Source organism: Maribellus maritimus, from assembly GCF_022267315.1.
Classification (GTDB): domain Bacteria; phylum Bacteroidota; class Bacteroidia; order Bacteroidales; family Prolixibacteraceae; genus Draconibacterium; species Draconibacterium maritimum.
The window spans coordinates 398,475-415,908 of record NZ_JAIKLE010000001.1; the positions used below are offsets into that span (position 1 = coordinate 398,475).

The window sequence follows — 17,434 nt, forward strand, 5'->3', positions numbered from 1 at the left end:
TATGGAAGACCATTTAAACGAGTATAGCGAAGAGGTTGAAGAAGGCGAAATGTTTGAACATTATCGTTTGACAGTTGATCCGGGTCAGTCTTCTCTTCGTATCGATAAGTTTCTTTCCAATCGTATCGACAATGCTTCGCGCAGCAGAATACAGGCAGCTGCTGATGCAGGTAATATATTGGTTAACCAGATGTCCGTAAAACCCAACTACAAGGTAAAGCCAAACGATGAAATCCTTATCGTCATGGATTACCCGCGACGTGAATTAAAAATCATTCCTGAAGATATTTCGCTGGATATCGTGTATGAAGACGACCAATTACTGGTAATCAACAAACCACCGGATTTTGTCGTCCATCCCGGACATGGAAATTACTCCGGCACTTTGGTAAATGCACTGGCATATTATTTTCGCGATCTTCCCTTGTTCAACAGCGAGGATCCACGGCCTGGCCTGGTCCATCGAATTGACAAAGACACCTCGGGATTGATGGTGGTAGCAAAAACAGAAACAGCAAAAAACAAACTGGCACTTCAGTTCTACGAAAAAACATCGGAGCGAAGATACCAGGCCCTGGTTTGGGGTAGTGTAAAAGAAGATCAAGCTACAATAACCGGCAATATAGGAAGAAGCCTGAAGAACAGACAGGTTTTTACTGTATTCCCTGAAAGTGATTACGGCAAACATGCTGTCACTCATTATAAAGTTTTAAAACGAATCGGCTATGTAACTCTGGTAGAATGTAAACTTGAAACCGGACGCACACATCAAATCCGGGTTCATATGAAATATATAAACCATCCGCTGTTTAACGATGCAAATTATGGTGGCGACCAGATTTTAAGAGGAACAACTTTTAGCAAATACCGGCAGTTTGTACAAAACTGTTTTAAAATTCTGCCAAGACAGGCCCTACATGCCAAGACGCTCGGGTTCACACATCCGTCAACGGGTAAGTTTATGCAGTTTGATTCGGAACTCCCCGAAGACATGAGTACGGTAATTGATAAATGGGAAAATTATATTGCGTACAGGAATGACTAGCAAACCAAAACCTTAAGCCAGATTATTGGGAGATTAAAGGTGGGTATAGAAAGAGTTAAAAAACGTCGGAAAATTGAAAACAGTTTAAATACCCGGAAAAAAAGCCCCAAAGTTCTCACTAAAAAAAGATGAATCAAAGGAATTAGAATCTCCCGCAAAAAGAGATTTTCGATTAAGAAGTAAAAACCTCCATACTATAGAATAATTTATTTCCGATGAGAAAAAACCAGCATTATTCCGCATCAAATCGGAGCACCAGGACTTTATTTCCGGAACCAATTTTGCTTACAACTGAAAGAAAACAGGAAAAATAATCCAATTAACAATTGTGAATTCAGATAGTTAAAAAGAGTTTTCAAAGGTTGAAAAAGAGTAGCGTTTTTATTTTGTTTCGCTCTATTTGATTTTCTACTTTTGACCTTCCAATGGAAAACGATTGATTATTTTATTAAAAATTTATGGCTGAAAGAAAAAAGACACAAGCACAATTTTCAATTGAACAGATAAATGCGCAGTATGGGAAACTACCTCCCCAGGCAGTTGAAGTGGAAGAGGCGGTTTTAGGAGCATTAATGCTGGAAAGAGATGCATATGTTACAGTTGCCGATATTATTGACACCTCCAGCTTTTACAAGGAAGAACACCAAAAAATATTTGAAGCCATAAAAAAACTTTCGGGCAAGGAAAAACCTGTCGATTTGTTAATGGTTACGCAGGAATTAAAAGACCGGGAGCAACTGGATGAAGTAGGAGGCCCCGGATACATTACTCAACTAACACGCAGGGTTGCCTCAGCTGCGCATATTGAGTTTCACGCCAGAATTATTGCCCAAAAATATATCCAAAGAGAACTCATTCGCGTTTCCTCTGAAATTCAGGCAAAATCGTATGACGACACCATTGATGTTGACGATTTGATTGATTTCTCAGAATCGTCTCTTTTTCAGGTGGCAGAGGGAAACATAAAAAAGGAAACCGTTCCGATAAAACCTGTTCTAAACGATGCCATTTTACAAATTGAAAAGGCGCGAAACCAGAAAGACGGATTAAGCGGAGTTCCATCGGGTTTTACTGGCCTTGACCGGATTACCAACGGCTGGCAAAAAACCGATCTTATTATTATCGCCGCCCGTCCGGCGATGGGAAAAACTGCCTTTGTTCTTTCCATGACACGTAATATGGCAGTAGACCACAACCGCCCTGTAGCTATTTTTTCACTGGAAATGTCATCACTTCAGCTTGTTACCCGTCTGATTTCTTCTGAAACAGAGATTAGTGCCAACAAATTAAAAACCGGGCAGCTGGAAGATTGGGAATGGGAACACCTGAACCGTAAAATAGCAAATCTTGACAAGGCCCCAATATTTATTGACGACACACCGGCATTGTCTATTTTTGAATTTCGGGCCAAATGCAGGCGTCTGAAAATGCAATATGATATTCAGGCCGTGATTGTCGATTACCTCCAGCTGATGACTGCGGGAACCGATAGTCGAGGTAGCCGCGAACAGGAAGTAAGTACAATTTCCCGCTCGTTAAAAGCTATTGCAAAAGAACTTGATGTACCGATTATGGCATTGTCGCAGTTAAACCGTTCGGTGGAGTCAAGAGAAGGCAAACGTCCTCAGTTGTCCGACCTCCGTGAATCCGGCGCAATTGAACAGGATGCTGATATTGTAACTTTTATTCACCGCCCGGAATATTTTGGAATAACTGAAGACGAATCTGGAAATTCGCTACTCGGTGTTGCTGAAATTATTATTGCAAAGCATAGAAATGGTGCTACCGGAGATGTGCACTTGTCCTTCAAAAAAGAACTGGCCAAATTCTCGGATATGGAAACAAATTTTGGCGACGGGCTGGGTGATGCACAAACATTTAGCTCAAAAATGAATGAAGATGATGATGATTTGGGAGTTGGAATTTCATCGAATAACAGTTTTGATAACCAGAACCCTTCCACCAATGACACACCGTTCTGATGCAGTGAACTTATTCTTTCTACATTTGTACTTACTTTGGAAGAAAACAGAAAATGAAACAAAAGTTTTTGCTTATAATTTTTAGCTTATTTGTTACCTTTCAGGCAAAGTGTATCCAAATCTTAATTCCTATGGATGATGCTCAGAAAGACCACTTAAAATCATATGGAATTGCTTACTGGGCTCTTGAAAAAGACATCGAGGTAAAATGGCTTCTTAACTATCGCGGGGGAAGTTTTTTGGTACAACACTATCCCGAAATAGAAAACGAATGTATCGTTCGAGGTGTCAGTTACGAATCAATTACCGACACGCAGGCTGACGGAATTTTAAACGAAATTGCACAACCCGATGCTAACCAGGACGCTGTAAGCATGAATAAAGCACCTAAAATTGCCGTTTACTCTCCTCCGAACAAGCAACCCTGGGATGATGCTGTTACGCTCGTTCTTACCTATGCGGAAATCAACTACGATATTATTTATGATGAGGAAATTGTTAATGGCAAGCTTTCTGAATATGATTGGCTGCACTTGCATCACGAAGATTTTACAGGACAATTTGGAAAATTCTGGAGGACATACCAACATATGCCATGGTATCAGCAGGAAGTTAGTATCAACAATCAGCTGGCGCAGAATTTGGGGTTTCTGAAAGTTTCAGAGATGAAATCATATATCACGCGCGAAATACAAAAATATGTAATGAATGGCGGTTTTCTGTTTGCCATGTGCGCAGCTACCGACACCTATGATATTTCGTTGGCGTCTGTTGGAATTGACATTTGTGAACCAATGTTTGACGGCGATCCTGCAGATAAGCAAGCAAATGAAAAACTAAATTTCTCAAACACATTTGCCTTCGAAAATTTTCATTTGCAGATGAATCCTTATGTCTATGAATTTTCGGATATTGATGCAACAGAAACTCGGAAGGTGATTCGCGAAAACGACTATTTTACACTTTTTGAATTCTCTGCCAAGTGGGATCCGATTCCTACCATGTTGTGTCAAAATCATAAAAATTTGATTAAAGGCTTTATGGGACAAACCACTTCATATAGAAAGGAAGTTATTAAACCCAATGTATTAATTATGGGAGAAAATAAACCTGCAAATGAAGCGCGATACATACATGGCGAAACGGGAAAAGGCTTTTGGACATTCTACGGAGGACATGATCCAGAGGATTATCGCCATTTAATTGGAGATCCTCCAACCGATTTGAGTTTACATCCAAACTCCCCAGGGTATAGATTGATTCTAAACAATGTTTTGTTTCCGGCTGCAAAGAAAAAGAAACGGAAAACCTGATTCAGATAGCTTTCAAAAAAAACAGTTGAAAAAAAAGAAGCCAGGAGGCAGTGAATTAATTTATCTATGAAGGGAAACTATAATCATATAGTGTAAAACGCCCCCTGGCTTTTATAATTTAATTTCAACATTTTTTTAAACAGAACTTCTTTAATACTATCCCGATTCCCGGCCGCTGGGAAAAGCCGGTTGTCAAATACTATTTACGTATTCAACCAACTTTATGATATCTTCCTCGCTTCTAAATTTTATCTTATTCTTCTTGATAAAAGATTTGATCTCAGCCTTTTCCTGACCTTCAACCTGGTCTAAAAAGTCTTTTTTCGATTTTATTAAAAAACCTGAACCATCGTTAAATTTTCCGACATAACTCACTTTGTCAACATAGTAATACTCTTTCGTACCACTTCCTCCCTGGTAATTTGAAGTAAAACTATCGAGCAATAAGTCTTTGTTTCTTTTTATATATAACGACAATTTTCCTTTGACTTTTAATTCAAAAAAGCCATTATATTTTCTTTCTGCTTTTGATCTCAGTTCCGGATCAAAAATAAAAACCTTATCGTCATAAACTATTTGTTTCAACTTATATGGTTGGTTCAATGATAAAGTGTCAGTACTTTGAATTACTTCAAATGCGTCGGACGCAATATTGTATCGTAAAGGCATTTCATCCGACTTTGACCCATCGTTTAATTCAAGAATTCCTGGCAAAAAATCTTGCTCAAAATATGGATTACCATTTACGGGAACACTACTTCTCTTTGTATAATTATGAGTTGTAATCCCGTCAACTATCTGTTTTGATTGTCTTTGGGCCCCTCTCGGCACCTCAACTGTTTTCAAATCCTGCGCCAAACAAGCAAAGTTGAATACACAAACTGTAAAAAATAAAAAAACTCCCTTCATAACATTGTGGTTTGTTACTACTCAAAGAATTTAAAAGTCAACATTTAGAAAAAAAAATATAAGAAAATTTAGTTTTGGAACCCAGTGAGAAATTTACTCGCCGGGTTCCATTTGTATTTTTTTAATCAGAATATAGGAGATCTTGCTTTAAAAAGGCTAAAAAATCCTATTTAATAATTTCCTAAAGAGATCCAGGTCTGTATTCTTCATGAGTTCCGTCAACATCTCCCTGAAAATCAACAATCATGATCCCTGTACAAGGATCATAAGTGCCACTTCCAACAACAAGATATGAGTTTCCATCTCCCATGGTAATATTTTGCTCGGGAACCGTAACAATTCCTGTTTCAGGATCCAAATCAAAAGCTAAGAGATCGCTTGTCCAGTCCCAAAAATTTGTCTGCCAGATACGATTTGGATTCTCGCTGTCAGCTTTAAAAGATACGTCATATTCTCCGTACCCTGTCTCATTTGCAATATAGGCACCGGTAAAGGTTTTGATATCAAATGGGCACTCTGGCTTCTTACTTAAATACAAATCTGCCATTGAAGCAAATAAATCTGTCCCAAAATTATCACTGCTCAAATTCAATACCAGTAGAACTGTGTCGCCCTTTGAGAAATTGTCTGTGTGCATAGTCAAAGCTACCTCTACTCCTCCTGAACCACCAGGAATTGTCAATGAAGTTGCTCCAATAGAATAGTGTGTACCTTCTACTGCAGTAGAGGATCCATCAACGCTGACATTAACAGATGCATCACTTGAGATTGGAACTCCCCAAACCTGAACAGTCAAAGGAACAATTGTATCACCGGTAGCATTATTTTCAACTTCGAAAATTTTATTTCCATTTGAAAACACTACACTACCCTCTACTGTTGGATCAACGTCATTTGTTAGAGCATCAAAATTAGTTTCTTCTTCCTCGCAGGAAATAAATAATGCCCCTGATATTATTATGGTTAATAAGATTTTAAAAATATTTTTCATGATTTCTTCATTTAATAATTAAAGCATGACATTTTAGTTATCCCACCACAGTTTGTCACTAATGGTCACAGAAGGCACATTGTTTCCGTTATAATCCATCTCGTTTTGAGAATACGGGAAACGAGTTGGTATAGCAGACAATACAGCGTCCGGATGCATCTCCAAAACCGGCAATCCTGTTCTTCTGTAATCGGCATAAGCCTGATTGGTACCAAATGTCGCGATATATTTTTCCTTCATGATAAGATCCAGTGTCAAAGTTTGACTCCCCAAATTGGTATCATACCAATCTTGATAATTGGCATCTTCGTCATCCCAGGCTGTTCCTGTTACTCTTTCTACAGAAGCTTTTACACCTGCTTCAAATGCAGCTTCAGCTTCAGCAGTCTCTCCCAGTTGAAAATACGCTTCAGCTTCGATGAATTTCAATTCAGCAAATGACATCATCACGGTAGATGCTTCTGCCCCTGCAATATAGGCACCCAGCGATGAAGCAGACTCATCCTGTGAGCCGATGATACTACCTCTGTAGTTTTCTTCTTCATCTGCTTCGGCATAATATGGCAACCGAGGATCCTCCTGAGCTACCAACATATCAACAAAAGTTGAAGCCATCCGAACATCACCGCGTTGTTCCATAAACTGGTACATTGGGTTATGGTTGGATGATTCCCATGGTACTTCGAGGTTGTCATCATTAGAAGCAAAGCCATTTGCAGCCGCTGCTAATGCCGCATTGTACGCTGCATTACCATTAATTACGGAAAGCTGCAACGCATGACGAGCCTTAATAGAATATGCAGCTTTTGTCCAAAGATCCACATCTCCTCCGTAAATAACATCTCCCTCTACATCCACAGCATTTTCAGAAGCTCCCAGATCGGCAATCGCCTCATCTAGAATTACATTTATCGTATCATAAATTTCTTCCTGTGTATCGAATGCCGGTGTTAAAACATTCTCATTCCCTCTAAAGCTTTCACTAAACGGCATATCACCCCAAAAATCGGTTGAAGTTCCTAATGTTGCTCCGATAATAACTTTAGCTACACCGGCGTTGTGAGGAGAATAACTTCCCTCTGTATTTTCAGCTATGTCAACCATAATTTTACCATTCATGAAAATCTCTGTATAAATCGAGTTCCATGTATTGTTAACGTCCGCCGGTAGTAGCTGGTATCTGGCAATAGTATGTCCCTGACGGGCAACACCATCAATTTGCTGCATCCAAAGGTTTGTTGTTCCCACCAAGTCAAATCCGGCCATAATGTAACCGTATGATTGTTCAATAGCAGGCAACATCAATTTCATTGGAACTTCGGCAGGCGCGTCTGGATCAATATTAAGATCAGTATCTATCCATTTTTCGCAAGACGAGATTGACAACATAAGTATCAACGCCAATCCTACTGTCTTTAAAATATTATTGTATTTTTTCATGATTACTTATTTTTTGAGGTGATAATTAAAAGGTTACTTTTAAACCAACCATGTAAGTTTTAGTACCCGGGTTGTTAAAGTAATCCATACCACGGGCATTCGAAGAACCCAACAAGTTTGTTTCCGGATCAACACCTGTATATGGAGTAAATAACAACAAGTTTTTACCGCTAACATAAATCATTGCATCACTCAGGAATGTATTTTTTACCGGCAAACTATAACTTAATGTTATATCTCTAAGTCTTACCCATCCTGCAGGTTCCATCGCAGCAACAGAAGGTCCACCACCAAAGTTACTGCCATTTCCTTCAAACCAGTCTTCATCCAACACAACCGGTGTCACGTTGGCTTGTCCTGAACTAACGGGATTTCCATCAGCATCAACATGTCCGTATACACCATCAAAAACAACAATATTTTCAGAAGGCGTTAAATCGAAGTCTATAGTTCCTTCGGGAGTATAATACACTTCGCGGTTTTCAGTTCGTTTGTGCGTACCAAAATAATTCATTGCAAACGCAGTACCGTTGTACATCATACCACCCTTTTTAATATCAACAAGGAAACTCAGGGAAAGATCTTTGTATGTAAAAGTATTGGTAATATTTGCAGTCCAATCAGGATTTGTGTTTCCAATTGGAACCATCGAACGTGTATCAGGGAATGGGTATCCATCACGAAGGTTATCTCCCGGGTCATCATTGATAAGAACATTTCCATTTGAATCCCGATACCAATCGTTTCCAAAAACACTTCCGTACTCTTCTCCAACAACTGCCCTAACCTGTGGAACAGTGAAACCTCCCAGGAAGATGTTATCAACACCTTCTGCCAGTTCGGTAACCGTGTTCGTCATTTTGGTAAAGTTTGCCAAAATATCCCATTGGAAACTATTTGACTGAACAATCGCAGCATCAAAGCTTAACTCAATACCCTTAGATTCCATTGTAGCAGCATTTTTATACACTGATGCAAATCCAGACGAACGTGCAATAGGAACCTCCATTAAAAGGTCTTTATTTAAATTTTCAAAATACGAAACATCAAATCCTACACGTCCGTTAAACATGCGTGCTTCCAAACCAACTTCCCACGAATCCATGGTTTCGTGTTTCAAATCCGGACTTCCAAGAGTTGTTCCAACCTGGAAACCAGTTTGTCCCTGATAAGGGAAGCCTGCTCCATTTGTCCAGCCGTCACCTGTTCCCGCACTGTAGAAATAATTCGTTGTGTTATAAGCCCCTGCGATATTAGCAGTACGAGCTGCTGATGCACGTAATTTACCAAAAGTTAAGAAACTGCCTTCGAAAGCACTCAATTCAGTAAATACAAAACCTAAACTAACAGAAGGATAAAATGCTGATAAATTTGCTTCAGGCATCGTTGTCGACCAGTCGTTACGACCAGTTATACCTAGATATAACATGTCGTTCCAGGCGAGGTGAATATCTCCAAAAATAGCAGCTGTTCTATAGTTACTTGTTGCAGTACTAACAACTGCGTTAGCAGAATTTGATAACTGATAAAATCTTTCTATCTCCAAACCTTCAGCCGAACCTGTTATTCTTTTGAAGAAAGTTTCATACATATTATGGCCAAGAGTAGCTTTAATATTGAACGATTCACTTATGTCAGTCTGAAAATTTAACAGCAAATCCGAGTTGAAAATACCATTGTAATTCATATACTCTTCCACATAACCACTAGGATAAGCTCTTGAATTATTTGCAAATTTATCCTGATACCTTCTGTTAAACCAGTCAACACCTGCTGTATATGACAAACTTAAATAATCGGTGAACCGAATATTCAAATTTCCACTACCTGTAAAACGATTTACATTTTCGTCAAAAGCAATATTATTGGCAGTCCAGTATGGATTATCATAACCACCTCCATTTCTGTAATTACGTTGCGTTCCATCCGGGAACTCATACCCGGCGCTGTTATCGAAAGTAGTCGCAGATCTAACTAAACCGAGCATTACACCAGACACGTTAGAACCTTTTTGAATTTGAGTTGCCACAGAATTTGTATAAGCAAAATCAGTTCCTATCGTTACTTTCTCATGCAATTTTGTAGTTGCATTCAAACGCATGGTTAACCTCTTATATATGTTATTGGGAATAATACCTTCCTGATTCAGGTGAGAAATAGAAAAGTAATAACTTCCCATATCGTTCCCATTACTGATATTCAAACGATTATTAGTAGAAACACCCGTTTGAAAAAAGCTATACTGATCATATGCCTTAGCAGGCACTCCATTTCCCGTTCCCTTGGGTACCAACCTTCCATTAGGATCCCATTTGTAATCGGTATCTCCATCATACTCCAATTCAGAGATTTTCGGACCAAAAGAGGCTGCATTTCCCCCAATCCAGCTTCCGTTATTTCCTTGTGCCCACATAGACTGGCGTTCAGGAACCTGAGAAATTTCATCGAAACTTACAGAAGTATGAAATTCGATTTTTTTCTGCTGAACACTTTTACCACTTTTAGTAGTGATAATTAAAGCGCCGTTTGCGGCTCTTAAACCGTAAAGCGCAGTTGCAGCTCCACCTTTCAATACAGTAATCGACTCAATATCATCAGGGTTGATATCAATAGACCGGCTGGATGTAGTTACCCCCCCAACGTCACCTGAACCACCGCTGGATATAATTGGCATTCCGTTAACAACAAACAAAGGCTGGTTGTTTCCCGTAATCGAAGCAGCTCCCCTAATGGTTATGTAAGTGGAAGCACCGGCATCACCAGCTGAACTTGTAATTTGAACACCTGACGTCTGTCCTGAAAGTGAGTTAACAATGTCGGCATTTGGTTTTGTAGATAACTTTTCAGAACTAACTTCCTGAACGTTATAACCTAAACCCTTTCTTTCCTGAGAAATCCCCATAGCCGTTACAACGACCTCATCAATACCAAAAACATCAGGTTCCATAACAATATCAATAGTTGTTGAAGAACCAATAGGAATTTCCTGCTTTTTCATACCAACAAAGCTCGCAACCAAAGTCTGAGCATCTTCCGGAACCTGCAAAGAATATTCACCGTCAATGTTAGTGATAGTTCCAAGAGTTGTTCCTTTAACTGCTACCGAGACTCCGGGAATCGGTGTACCATCCTCAGAGGAAGTAACCGTACCGGTTAAAACCTTTGTCTGAGCATTGGCCATCGAAATTCCCATGAAAAGAAGAATCGATAAAAAAAGCGCAATTTTTTTCATAGAAATAGTTTTAAATTAATAATTAAACAGCATTATTTATAGAATAAAGATTTTTTCACGTCTTGATGGAATTCCCCCAAATCCCGTATAAAACGTTTATAGTTCCCCCTTTTTAATATGTTTTATGCAAAATTAGTTAAATGTTAAAAATATTAACACTTGCAAATGTTATAAAAAGAAATGAAAATTAAAAATAAATATTACACATTTTTTTGTTTTGAAAAAGAAGATTTAACTTACAAAAAGTAATTAACATAAGTATTTAAAAGATTTTTTTTATAAAATCCGCTTTAAATCTATTATTTCGTCAACAACATCAATACTATTCCTACTCTTTACTTCTCCACAGAAACGACCATATTCACTATGCTTATCTAATGGAATATAAATCGAATCAATCCCAAACTGATTTGCTCCAATAATATCCACATGCCAATCATCCCCTACCATAAGGCATTCCAATTTTCTGGCATTTGAAGATTTTATTGCATATTCAAAAATTTCAAATCCGGGTTTTGGCACCTTCACATCCTCCGATACAAAAATATTTTTAAAAAAAGGCATTAAGCCTGAGGTTTCCATTTTTTTATACTGGACTTCCTTAAAACCATTTGTAATAATATGTAATATGTAACTCTTTTGTTTTAGATATTGAAGTATTTCAAGTGCTCCAACTTTCAAGTCCTTTTGCTTTGCCATTTCATCCAGATAAAACGAATTCATTTCTTCAGGATCCACCCCGGAAAGCTTGTGAGTGCTAAAAGTCTGTTTGAACCTCAAAAAGATTAATTCTTTTTTTTGAATATTCCTTTTTTTATACTCATCCCACAAATAGTCGTTAATGCGGGAATAAGTCTCAAAAAACTCGGCAAATGGTAGTTGAGTATTATCAAAAAAATGTGCAAATGCTATTTCCATGGCATTTTTCGAATTCTTCTCAAAATCCCATAAAGTGTTATCGAGGTCAAAAAATATATGCTTGTACTTTTTTATCATTTAGTATCTTCACCTTGAAAAATAATCTTACTTTCCTTTTTTTGAAAAGCCTTCTACAACAATCACTATTTCACCTTTAGGTGTATTTTCTGAATAATATTTTTCAAGTTCAGCTAAAGTTCCGCGTTTTATTTCTTCGAACATTTTACTGAGTTCCCGGCAAACACATGCCTGTCTTTCTGCACCAAAAAACGCGGAAAACTGAGAAATCGCCTTTACCAGCCGAAAAGGAGATTCATAAAACACCATTGTCCGGTTTTCCTCCGAGAGTTGAATTAATCTTTTCTGCCGCCCTTTTTTTTGAGGAAGAAAACCTTCAAAAACAAATTTATCGGTTGGCAAACCTGAAACTGCAAGTGCAGGAATTAAAGCTGTAGCTCCGGGAAGACACTCTACATCAATGGTGTTTTCGATGCAGGTTCGAACCAATAAAAACCCGGGATCTGAAATTCCGGGAGTTCCGGCATCTGAAATCATTGCAACATGTAAACCTTCCTTCAATTTGGAAATAATATTCTGAAGTGTTTTGTGTTCGTTGAATTTGTGATGTGGAATTAGCCTTTTATCAATTTCCAGATGTTTCATTAATTTTGATGAAACGCGTGTATCTTCAGCCAAAATTAAATCAGCACCTTTTAAAACATTAATTGCCCGCAACGTAATATCCTCAAGGTTTCCGATGGGTGTGGGAACAAGAATCAATCTTCCAAAACTATTCATTTGTGAAACGCCGCTTTACAAGGTTTACAAATTTCAAGCTGGTTTCGTTCTTTTTCCATTTAAAGTTTTGCTGCAAGTAGGTCACTGCTTCATTTATACTTTTCATAGCATCGATAGATGTCACCGTTTCTGAAAACCGTTCAGGGTTTCCGTCAAAAAGTTCCCTTATATACTGAAAACGGTCATTAATTCCAATCGCTGAACGAATACTGTCTACCGGACGATTAGACAGCTTAAATTCAAGTTTGTTTTGATCATGTATAATATCATTCACTGATTTTCCCTTAAAAAAGCTATCACCCAGACGCGGATTTTTTTCTGTTACTTCCTCTTCTTCCAATTCCACATCGCCATTTTCAAAATCAGCTGATTCCTCTTCTTCTCCACCTCCTCCAAAATTACCGGAAATATCTTCTTTAAACTCTTCAACCTTACTTTCAACAACTTCTTCTTTCGTTTCTTCAGTCGAAATTTGAGGCTCCTCCTTTATTTCAGGCTCAGGAACCGGTTCTTCTTTTTCAGGCTTTGAAATAATCTCTTCTTCCTTTACAGTAGATTCAATCATCGGAGCTGGTGACATTTTTTCGGGATTTATATTTTCAGGAATTTCTTCAACAATTTTCTGAATCGCTTCAGGAATGAGGTTCTCACTTTCATATCCGTTTAACATCTGTAAAAGCTGCATAATACCTTTTGCCCGGGTATGCAGAAATTCAATTTCAAGCGAGTCGAAATTCCCTTTTTCTTTTATTTCAACAACCAGTTCCTCCAATTCGCCCATATCTTTTAAAAGAATATTTACCAGTTTTTTATTTTCCATTCTTGCCCGACCTATTATTTTTAAAGATTATTTTTGTAAAAGTACTAATTTCTTATTCATATAACGTAAATGTTTATAGAAAGGGATGTAAACGCCCATAAAAAAGTGGGGGTGATTGAAGTTGTTGCGGGCTCAATGTTTTCAGGAAAAACTGAGGAATTGATACGTAGGTTAAAACGGGCAAAAATAGCAAAACAGCGTGTGGAAATTTATAAACCGATGATTGATGTGCGTTATTCAGAAACAGAAGTGGTTTCACACGATGAAAATTCTATCCGTTCAACTCCCGTAGAAAATTCTGCAAATATATTGCTTTACTCAAACGATGTTGACGTTATTGGAATAGACGAAGCACAATTCTTCGACAAAGGACTTATTGAAGTTGCTGCAAAACTGGCAAACATGGGAATACGTGTAATTGTAGCCGGACTGGACATGGACTTTAAAGGCGTTCCGTTTGGTCCAATTCCCGGATTAATGGCCATTGCAGATCATATTACAAAAGTACATGCCATTTGTGTAAGGTGTGGAAATATCGCTCAGTTTTCTCACCGGCTTTCAGAAAAAGAACAGGTTGTACTTTTGGGAGAGAAAGACATTTACGAACCCCTCTGTCGCAGTTGCTACCGAGAGGCAAATTCAAAAAAATGAATCAATTCACAATTTCAGAAATCTCAAAAATTACAGAAGGTAAATTATATTCATCTCCGAACACCTCAGATGAGATTATCACAAATATTGTTACCGACAGCCGAACATTTTTCGCAGGAGGAAATGCTGTTTTTTTTGCACTTACAGGGCCGCGAAATAACGGACACAACTATATTCCCCAATTGATGAAACGGGGTATAAAAAACTTTGTAGTTTCTGAAAAAAAATGGGTCAACTCAAAAGCCTCTTTTGTTTTTGTAAAAAACACTACAGAAGCATTACAAAAACTGGCCACTTTTAACCGCCGGAAAAACCTGTATCCGGTTATGGGAATTACGGGAAGCAATGGAAAAACAATTGTAAAAGAGTGGCTGCACGATATTTTATCTGAAAATTTCTCAATCGTTAGAAGCCCCAAAAGCTACAATTCTCAAATTGGTGTTCCGCTTTCTGTACTATTGATGAATAAAAATTACAACCTGGGAATTTTTGAAGCCGGTATTTCAGAACCTGGTGAAATGAAAAAGCTGACAGAAATTATAAAACCGGAAATCGGGATTTTTACAAATCTTGGAGATGCCCACCAGGAAAATTTTGAATCGTACGAGCAAAAAACAGAAGAAAAACTCCAGCTTTTTAAATCCTCTGAAAAATTGATTTTTTCGGTGGACAACCAATTGTATAAAAAAAAGATTACTCGTTTCTGCGAAGAGCATTCTGTAACACCGGTTAGCTGGTCGTTGCAAAAAAACAAAAATGTGTTCCTTTCTTTTTCGGCAGAAAAGAAGGAAAGTTACACTAAAATTTCAGCTAAAATTGAGTCAAAAAAATATGTATTTAAAATTCCTTTTTCTGACTCCTCATCCATTGAAAATGCCTGCCACTGTTTTGCAGGTATATGGGCGCTGACCCAAAAACCAGATCTGGTTTTAAAAAGATTTGAAAAACTCGAACCTGTTGCCATGCGTTTGGAAATTAAACAGGGAATCAACAACTGCCTTCTTATCAACGATTACTATAACTCTGACCTTAATTCGTTTTCCATTGCATTGTCCGTGCTTCAGCAGCAAGCAGCAAAAGGTCATTTACAAAAAACAGTTATACTTTCCGATATTCAACAAACCGGTATTCCAAAACCAGATTTATATAAACAGGTAAACCAACTTTTATTGGACTGGAAAATTGACAACCTCATAGGAATTGGTCCTGAAATAACTGAATATTTTGAAGTATTTTCGGTCAGAAAAGAGTGTTATTCCAATTTAATTGACTTTAAAAAATCATTTCAGAAAGAAAATCTAAAAGACTCAGTAATCTTAATTAAAGGTGCCCGAAAATTTACTTTCGAAAAAATATCTGCTCTTCTTCAGCAGAAAACACATCAAACGGTTCTGGAAGTTAATTTGAATGCACTGGTTTATAATCTCAACGCGTTTCGAAAACTTTTAAAACCCGAAACAAAAGTTATGGTGATGGTAAAAGCCTTTTCATATGGCACAGGCGATGTGGAAATTGCAAAAATGCTTCAGTTTCAGAATGTAGATTATCTTGCAGTTGCAGTTGCCGATGAAGGTGTACAGTTGCGAAATGCCGGAATTCAAACACCAATTATTGTAATGAATCCGGAAGAACACAGCTTTCAAAATTTTATCGACTACCGGTTGGAGCCGAACATTTACAGCCTGGAACTGCTGCAAGCATTTACTAAAACCGTTTCTCAAAACGCCTTGGAGGAGTTCCCGATTCATTTAAAAATTGATACAGGGATGAATCGTTTAGGTTTCAAAACTAACTCTGAAACACAACAAGCTATCTCAACAATAAAGGCAACCAGATGGCTAAAAGTCAAGTCTGTTTTTTCGCATCTTGCAGCAAGTGACGATCCGGAAATGGATGACTTTACAAAAACGCAAATTTCTAGATTCAATGAAATCGCCAGGAATATCTCAAAACAGTTTTCATATAATATAGATCGGCACATATTGAATTCGGCAGGAATTGAGCGTTTCACAAAATACCAGTTTGAAATGGTGAGACTTGGCATCGGTCTTTACGGCGTTTCTCAAACAGGGCTGGGATTGGAACATGTTGGTACATTAAAAAGTACTGTTTCTCAGGTAAAAACAGTTCAAAAAACGGAGACGGTAGGCTATAACCGAAAGGGAAAAATTGAGAAAACGAGCAAAATAGCAGTGGTCCCGCTGGGCTATGCCGACGGTCTGGACAGAAAACTCAGTAATAAAAATGGTTCTGCTTTTGTCGGCGGGAAATTGGCACCAATAATTGGTAATATTTGTATGGATATGTTAATGCTTGATGTAACAGGTATTGATGTAAATGCGGGTGACGAGGTAGAATTTTTTGGTTCAAACAACACTATTTCAGAAGTAGCTGAAAAAGCGGGTACAATTCCGTATGAAGTTTTAACGGGGATTTCGCAACGTGTAAAACGAATCTATTTGCAGGAATAAAAAAAGAAAGAAAATTGCTGTGAATGCAATTAAACCTATCCTAACTTGCTTACTCTCTCCAAGCGATTGGCATCCAAGATTTTAATTTTCCGTCCATCAATAGCAATTACCTTTTCGCTGGCAAAAGTCGATAACGTACGAATTGCATTTGATGTTGTCATGTTCGATAAATTGGCAATATCTTCCCTTGACAAGTATACTCGGAGTGTCGTTCCATCGTGTTCAAAACCATACTTATCCTTAAGCAGAAGCAATGATTCAGCCAGCCTGCCCCGAATATGTTTTTGAGTGAGTGTTACTGTTCTTGAATTTGAAAAACCTAATTCTTTTGACAACTTACGAATGATTTTGAACGAAAAATCACTGTTTTTTAAAGCACGATTAAAAATAAAATCGGGACTTATTGTACAAACAAGAGACTCTTCCAAAGTAACTGCCGACGAATTGTGGATTTCGTCACTAAAAAGCGCCCTGTAACCAATTACACCAAGAGGTTTGGCCATACGAACAATCTGTTCCCTTCCACCAACGCCTTCCTTGAAAATCTTTACTTTGCCATCAACCAATAAAAGAAATCCGGTAGGTTTATCGCCCTCTTTAAAAATGAATTCGTTTTTTTTATAATGCGCGAGAGAAATATGATGCTGCAATTCATCTTTTTCTTCCTGATTCAAAAGATAAAAGATCGACTTTGGATTATCAACTATATCTTTTACTCCCAACTCTGAATTTAACATATAAATGCCTTGTATGTTTTAAAGCATCAAAGTTAAAAATTTTGTAAAAATAGAATTCATTTTTAACAGTTATTTTACATTGCAACTGTCACAAATCATGTATTTAGAAAATTGTAAACAATACAAA

Annotated in this window: 13 protein-coding genes; 5 read left to right on the forward strand and 8 right to left on the reverse strand. The window is 37.8% G+C overall.

Annotated features, from left to right (window positions below):
- The first annotated feature begins 1 nt into the window (after position 1).
- The 3 genes from K5G00_RS01645 (at position 2) to K5G00_RS01655 (ending at position 4,340) form a co-directional block, all read left to right on the forward strand.
- Positions 2 to 1,045, forward strand: a complete 1,044-nt coding sequence (locus K5G00_RS01645; protein ID WP_238763744.1) for an RluA family pseudouridine synthase — start codon at positions 2 to 4, stop codon at positions 1,043 to 1,045.
- 458 nt (positions 1,046 to 1,503) lie between these two features.
- Positions 1,504 to 3,027 (forward strand): replicative DNA helicase, encoded by a 1,524-nt coding sequence (dnaB, locus tag K5G00_RS01650; protein ID WP_238763745.1) that lies wholly within the window; start codon positions 1,504 to 1,506, stop codon positions 3,025 to 3,027.
- A 53-nt stretch (positions 3,028 to 3,080) separates the two neighbouring features.
- Positions 3,081 to 4,340, forward strand: coding sequence for a hypothetical protein (locus K5G00_RS01655; RefSeq protein WP_238763746.1), 1,260 nt, complete (start codon positions 3,081 to 3,083; stop codon positions 4,338 to 4,340).
- Positions 4,341 to 4,532: 192 nt separating this feature from the next.
- Here the strand turns inward: K5G00_RS01655 and K5G00_RS01660 are convergent, their stop codons facing one another.
- The 7 genes from K5G00_RS01660 to K5G00_RS01690 form a co-directional block, all read right to left on the reverse strand.
- A complete protein-coding gene (locus tag K5G00_RS01660; protein WP_238763748.1) occupies positions 4,533 to 5,249 on the reverse strand; it encodes a hypothetical protein in 717 nt (238 codons plus the stop codon).
- A 181-nt stretch (positions 5,250 to 5,430) separates the two neighbouring features.
- Entirely contained in the window at positions 5,431 to 6,240 is an 810-nt protein-coding gene (locus K5G00_RS01665) for a DUF4843 domain-containing protein (RefSeq protein WP_238763749.1), read from the reverse strand.
- A 33-nt stretch (positions 6,241 to 6,273) separates the two neighbouring features.
- Complete coding sequence (locus K5G00_RS01670) at positions 6,274 to 7,680, reverse strand: SusD/RagB family nutrient-binding outer membrane lipoprotein (protein ID WP_238763750.1); 1,407 nt, start codon at positions 7,678 to 7,680, stop codon at positions 6,274 to 6,276.
- A gap of 25 nt (positions 7,681 to 7,705) precedes the next feature.
- Entirely contained in the window at positions 7,706 to 10,912 is a 3,207-nt protein-coding gene (locus tag K5G00_RS01675) for a SusC/RagA family TonB-linked outer membrane protein (RefSeq protein WP_238763751.1), read from the reverse strand.
- 276 nt (positions 10,913 to 11,188) lie between these two features.
- Positions 11,189 to 11,908, reverse strand: a complete 720-nt coding sequence (locus tag K5G00_RS01680; protein WP_238763752.1) for a YjjG family noncanonical pyrimidine nucleotidase — start codon at positions 11,906 to 11,908, stop codon at positions 11,189 to 11,191.
- A 27-nt stretch (positions 11,909 to 11,935) separates the two neighbouring features.
- On the reverse strand, positions 11,936 to 12,628 hold the full coding sequence (gene rsmI, locus K5G00_RS01685) for a 16S rRNA (cytidine(1402)-2'-O)-methyltransferase (RefSeq protein ID WP_238763753.1): 693 nt from the start codon (positions 12,626 to 12,628) through the stop codon (positions 11,936 to 11,938).
- Positions 12,621 to 13,448 (reverse strand): hypothetical protein, encoded by an 828-nt coding sequence (locus tag K5G00_RS01690; RefSeq protein WP_238763754.1) that lies wholly within the window; start codon positions 13,446 to 13,448, stop codon positions 12,621 to 12,623. The genes rsmI and K5G00_RS01690 overlap by 8 nt, the downstream gene beginning before the upstream one ends.
- A 69-nt stretch (positions 13,449 to 13,517) precedes the next feature.
- Here K5G00_RS01690 and K5G00_RS01695 point away from each other — a divergent pair, with 69 nt between their 5' ends.
- The gene (locus tag K5G00_RS01695; protein ID WP_238763755.1) at positions 13,518 to 14,099 is read left to right on the forward strand and encodes a thymidine kinase; all 582 of its coding nucleotides are present in this window, start codon (positions 13,518 to 13,520) and stop codon (positions 14,097 to 14,099) included.
- Complete coding sequence (locus tag K5G00_RS01700) at positions 14,096 to 16,570, forward strand: bifunctional UDP-N-acetylmuramoyl-tripeptide:D-alanyl-D-alanine ligase/alanine racemase (protein ID WP_238763756.1); 2,475 nt, start codon at positions 14,096 to 14,098, stop codon at positions 16,568 to 16,570. Before K5G00_RS01695 ends, K5G00_RS01700 begins: the two co-directional genes overlap by 4 nt.
- Positions 16,571 to 16,605: 35 nt before the next feature.
- Here the strand turns inward: K5G00_RS01700 and K5G00_RS01705 are convergent, their stop codons facing one another.
- Positions 16,606 to 17,307, reverse strand: a complete 702-nt coding sequence (locus K5G00_RS01705; protein WP_158868151.1) for a Crp/Fnr family transcriptional regulator — start codon at positions 17,305 to 17,307, stop codon at positions 16,606 to 16,608.
- Positions 17,308 to 17,434: the final 127 nt, after the last annotated feature.

Coding starts and splice junctions, on each gene's coding strand:
- K5G00_RS01645 (WP_238763744.1), top strand. CDS start 2: ATGGAAGACCATTTAAACGAGTATAGCGAAGAGGTTGAAGAAGGCGAA.
- dnaB (WP_238763745.1), top strand. CDS start 1,504: ATGGCTGAAAGAAAAAAGACACAAGCACAATTTTCAATTGAACAGATA.
- K5G00_RS01655 (WP_238763746.1), top strand. CDS start 3,081: ATGAAACAAAAGTTTTTGCTTATAATTTTTAGCTTATTTGTTACCTTT.
- K5G00_RS01660 (WP_238763748.1), bottom strand. CDS start 5,249: ATGAAGGGAGTTTTTTTATTTTTTACAGTTTGTGTATTCAACTTTGCT.
- K5G00_RS01665 (WP_238763749.1), bottom strand. CDS start 6,240: ATGAAAAATATTTTTAAAATCTTATTAACCATAATAATATCAGGGGCA.
- K5G00_RS01670 (WP_238763750.1), bottom strand. CDS start 7,680: ATGAAAAAATACAATAATATTTTAAAGACAGTAGGATTGGCGTTGATA.
- K5G00_RS01675 (WP_238763751.1), bottom strand. CDS start 10,912: ATGAAAAAAATTGCGCTTTTTTTATCGATTCTTCTTTTCATGGGAATT.
- K5G00_RS01680 (WP_238763752.1), bottom strand. CDS start 11,908: ATGATAAAAAAGTACAAGCATATATTTTTTGACCTCGATAACACTTTA.
- rsmI (WP_238763753.1), bottom strand. CDS start 12,628: ATGAATAGTTTTGGAAGATTGATTCTTGTTCCCACACCCATCGGAAAC.
- K5G00_RS01690 (WP_238763754.1), bottom strand. CDS start 13,448: ATGGAAAATAAAAAACTGGTAAATATTCTTTTAAAAGATATGGGCGAA.
- K5G00_RS01695 (WP_238763755.1), top strand. CDS start 13,518: ATGTTTATAGAAAGGGATGTAAACGCCCATAAAAAAGTGGGGGTGATT.
- K5G00_RS01700 (WP_238763756.1), top strand. CDS start 14,096: ATGAATCAATTCACAATTTCAGAAATCTCAAAAATTACAGAAGGTAAA.
- K5G00_RS01705 (WP_158868151.1), bottom strand. CDS start 17,307: ATGTTAAATTCAGAGTTGGGAGTAAAAGATATAGTTGATAATCCAAAG.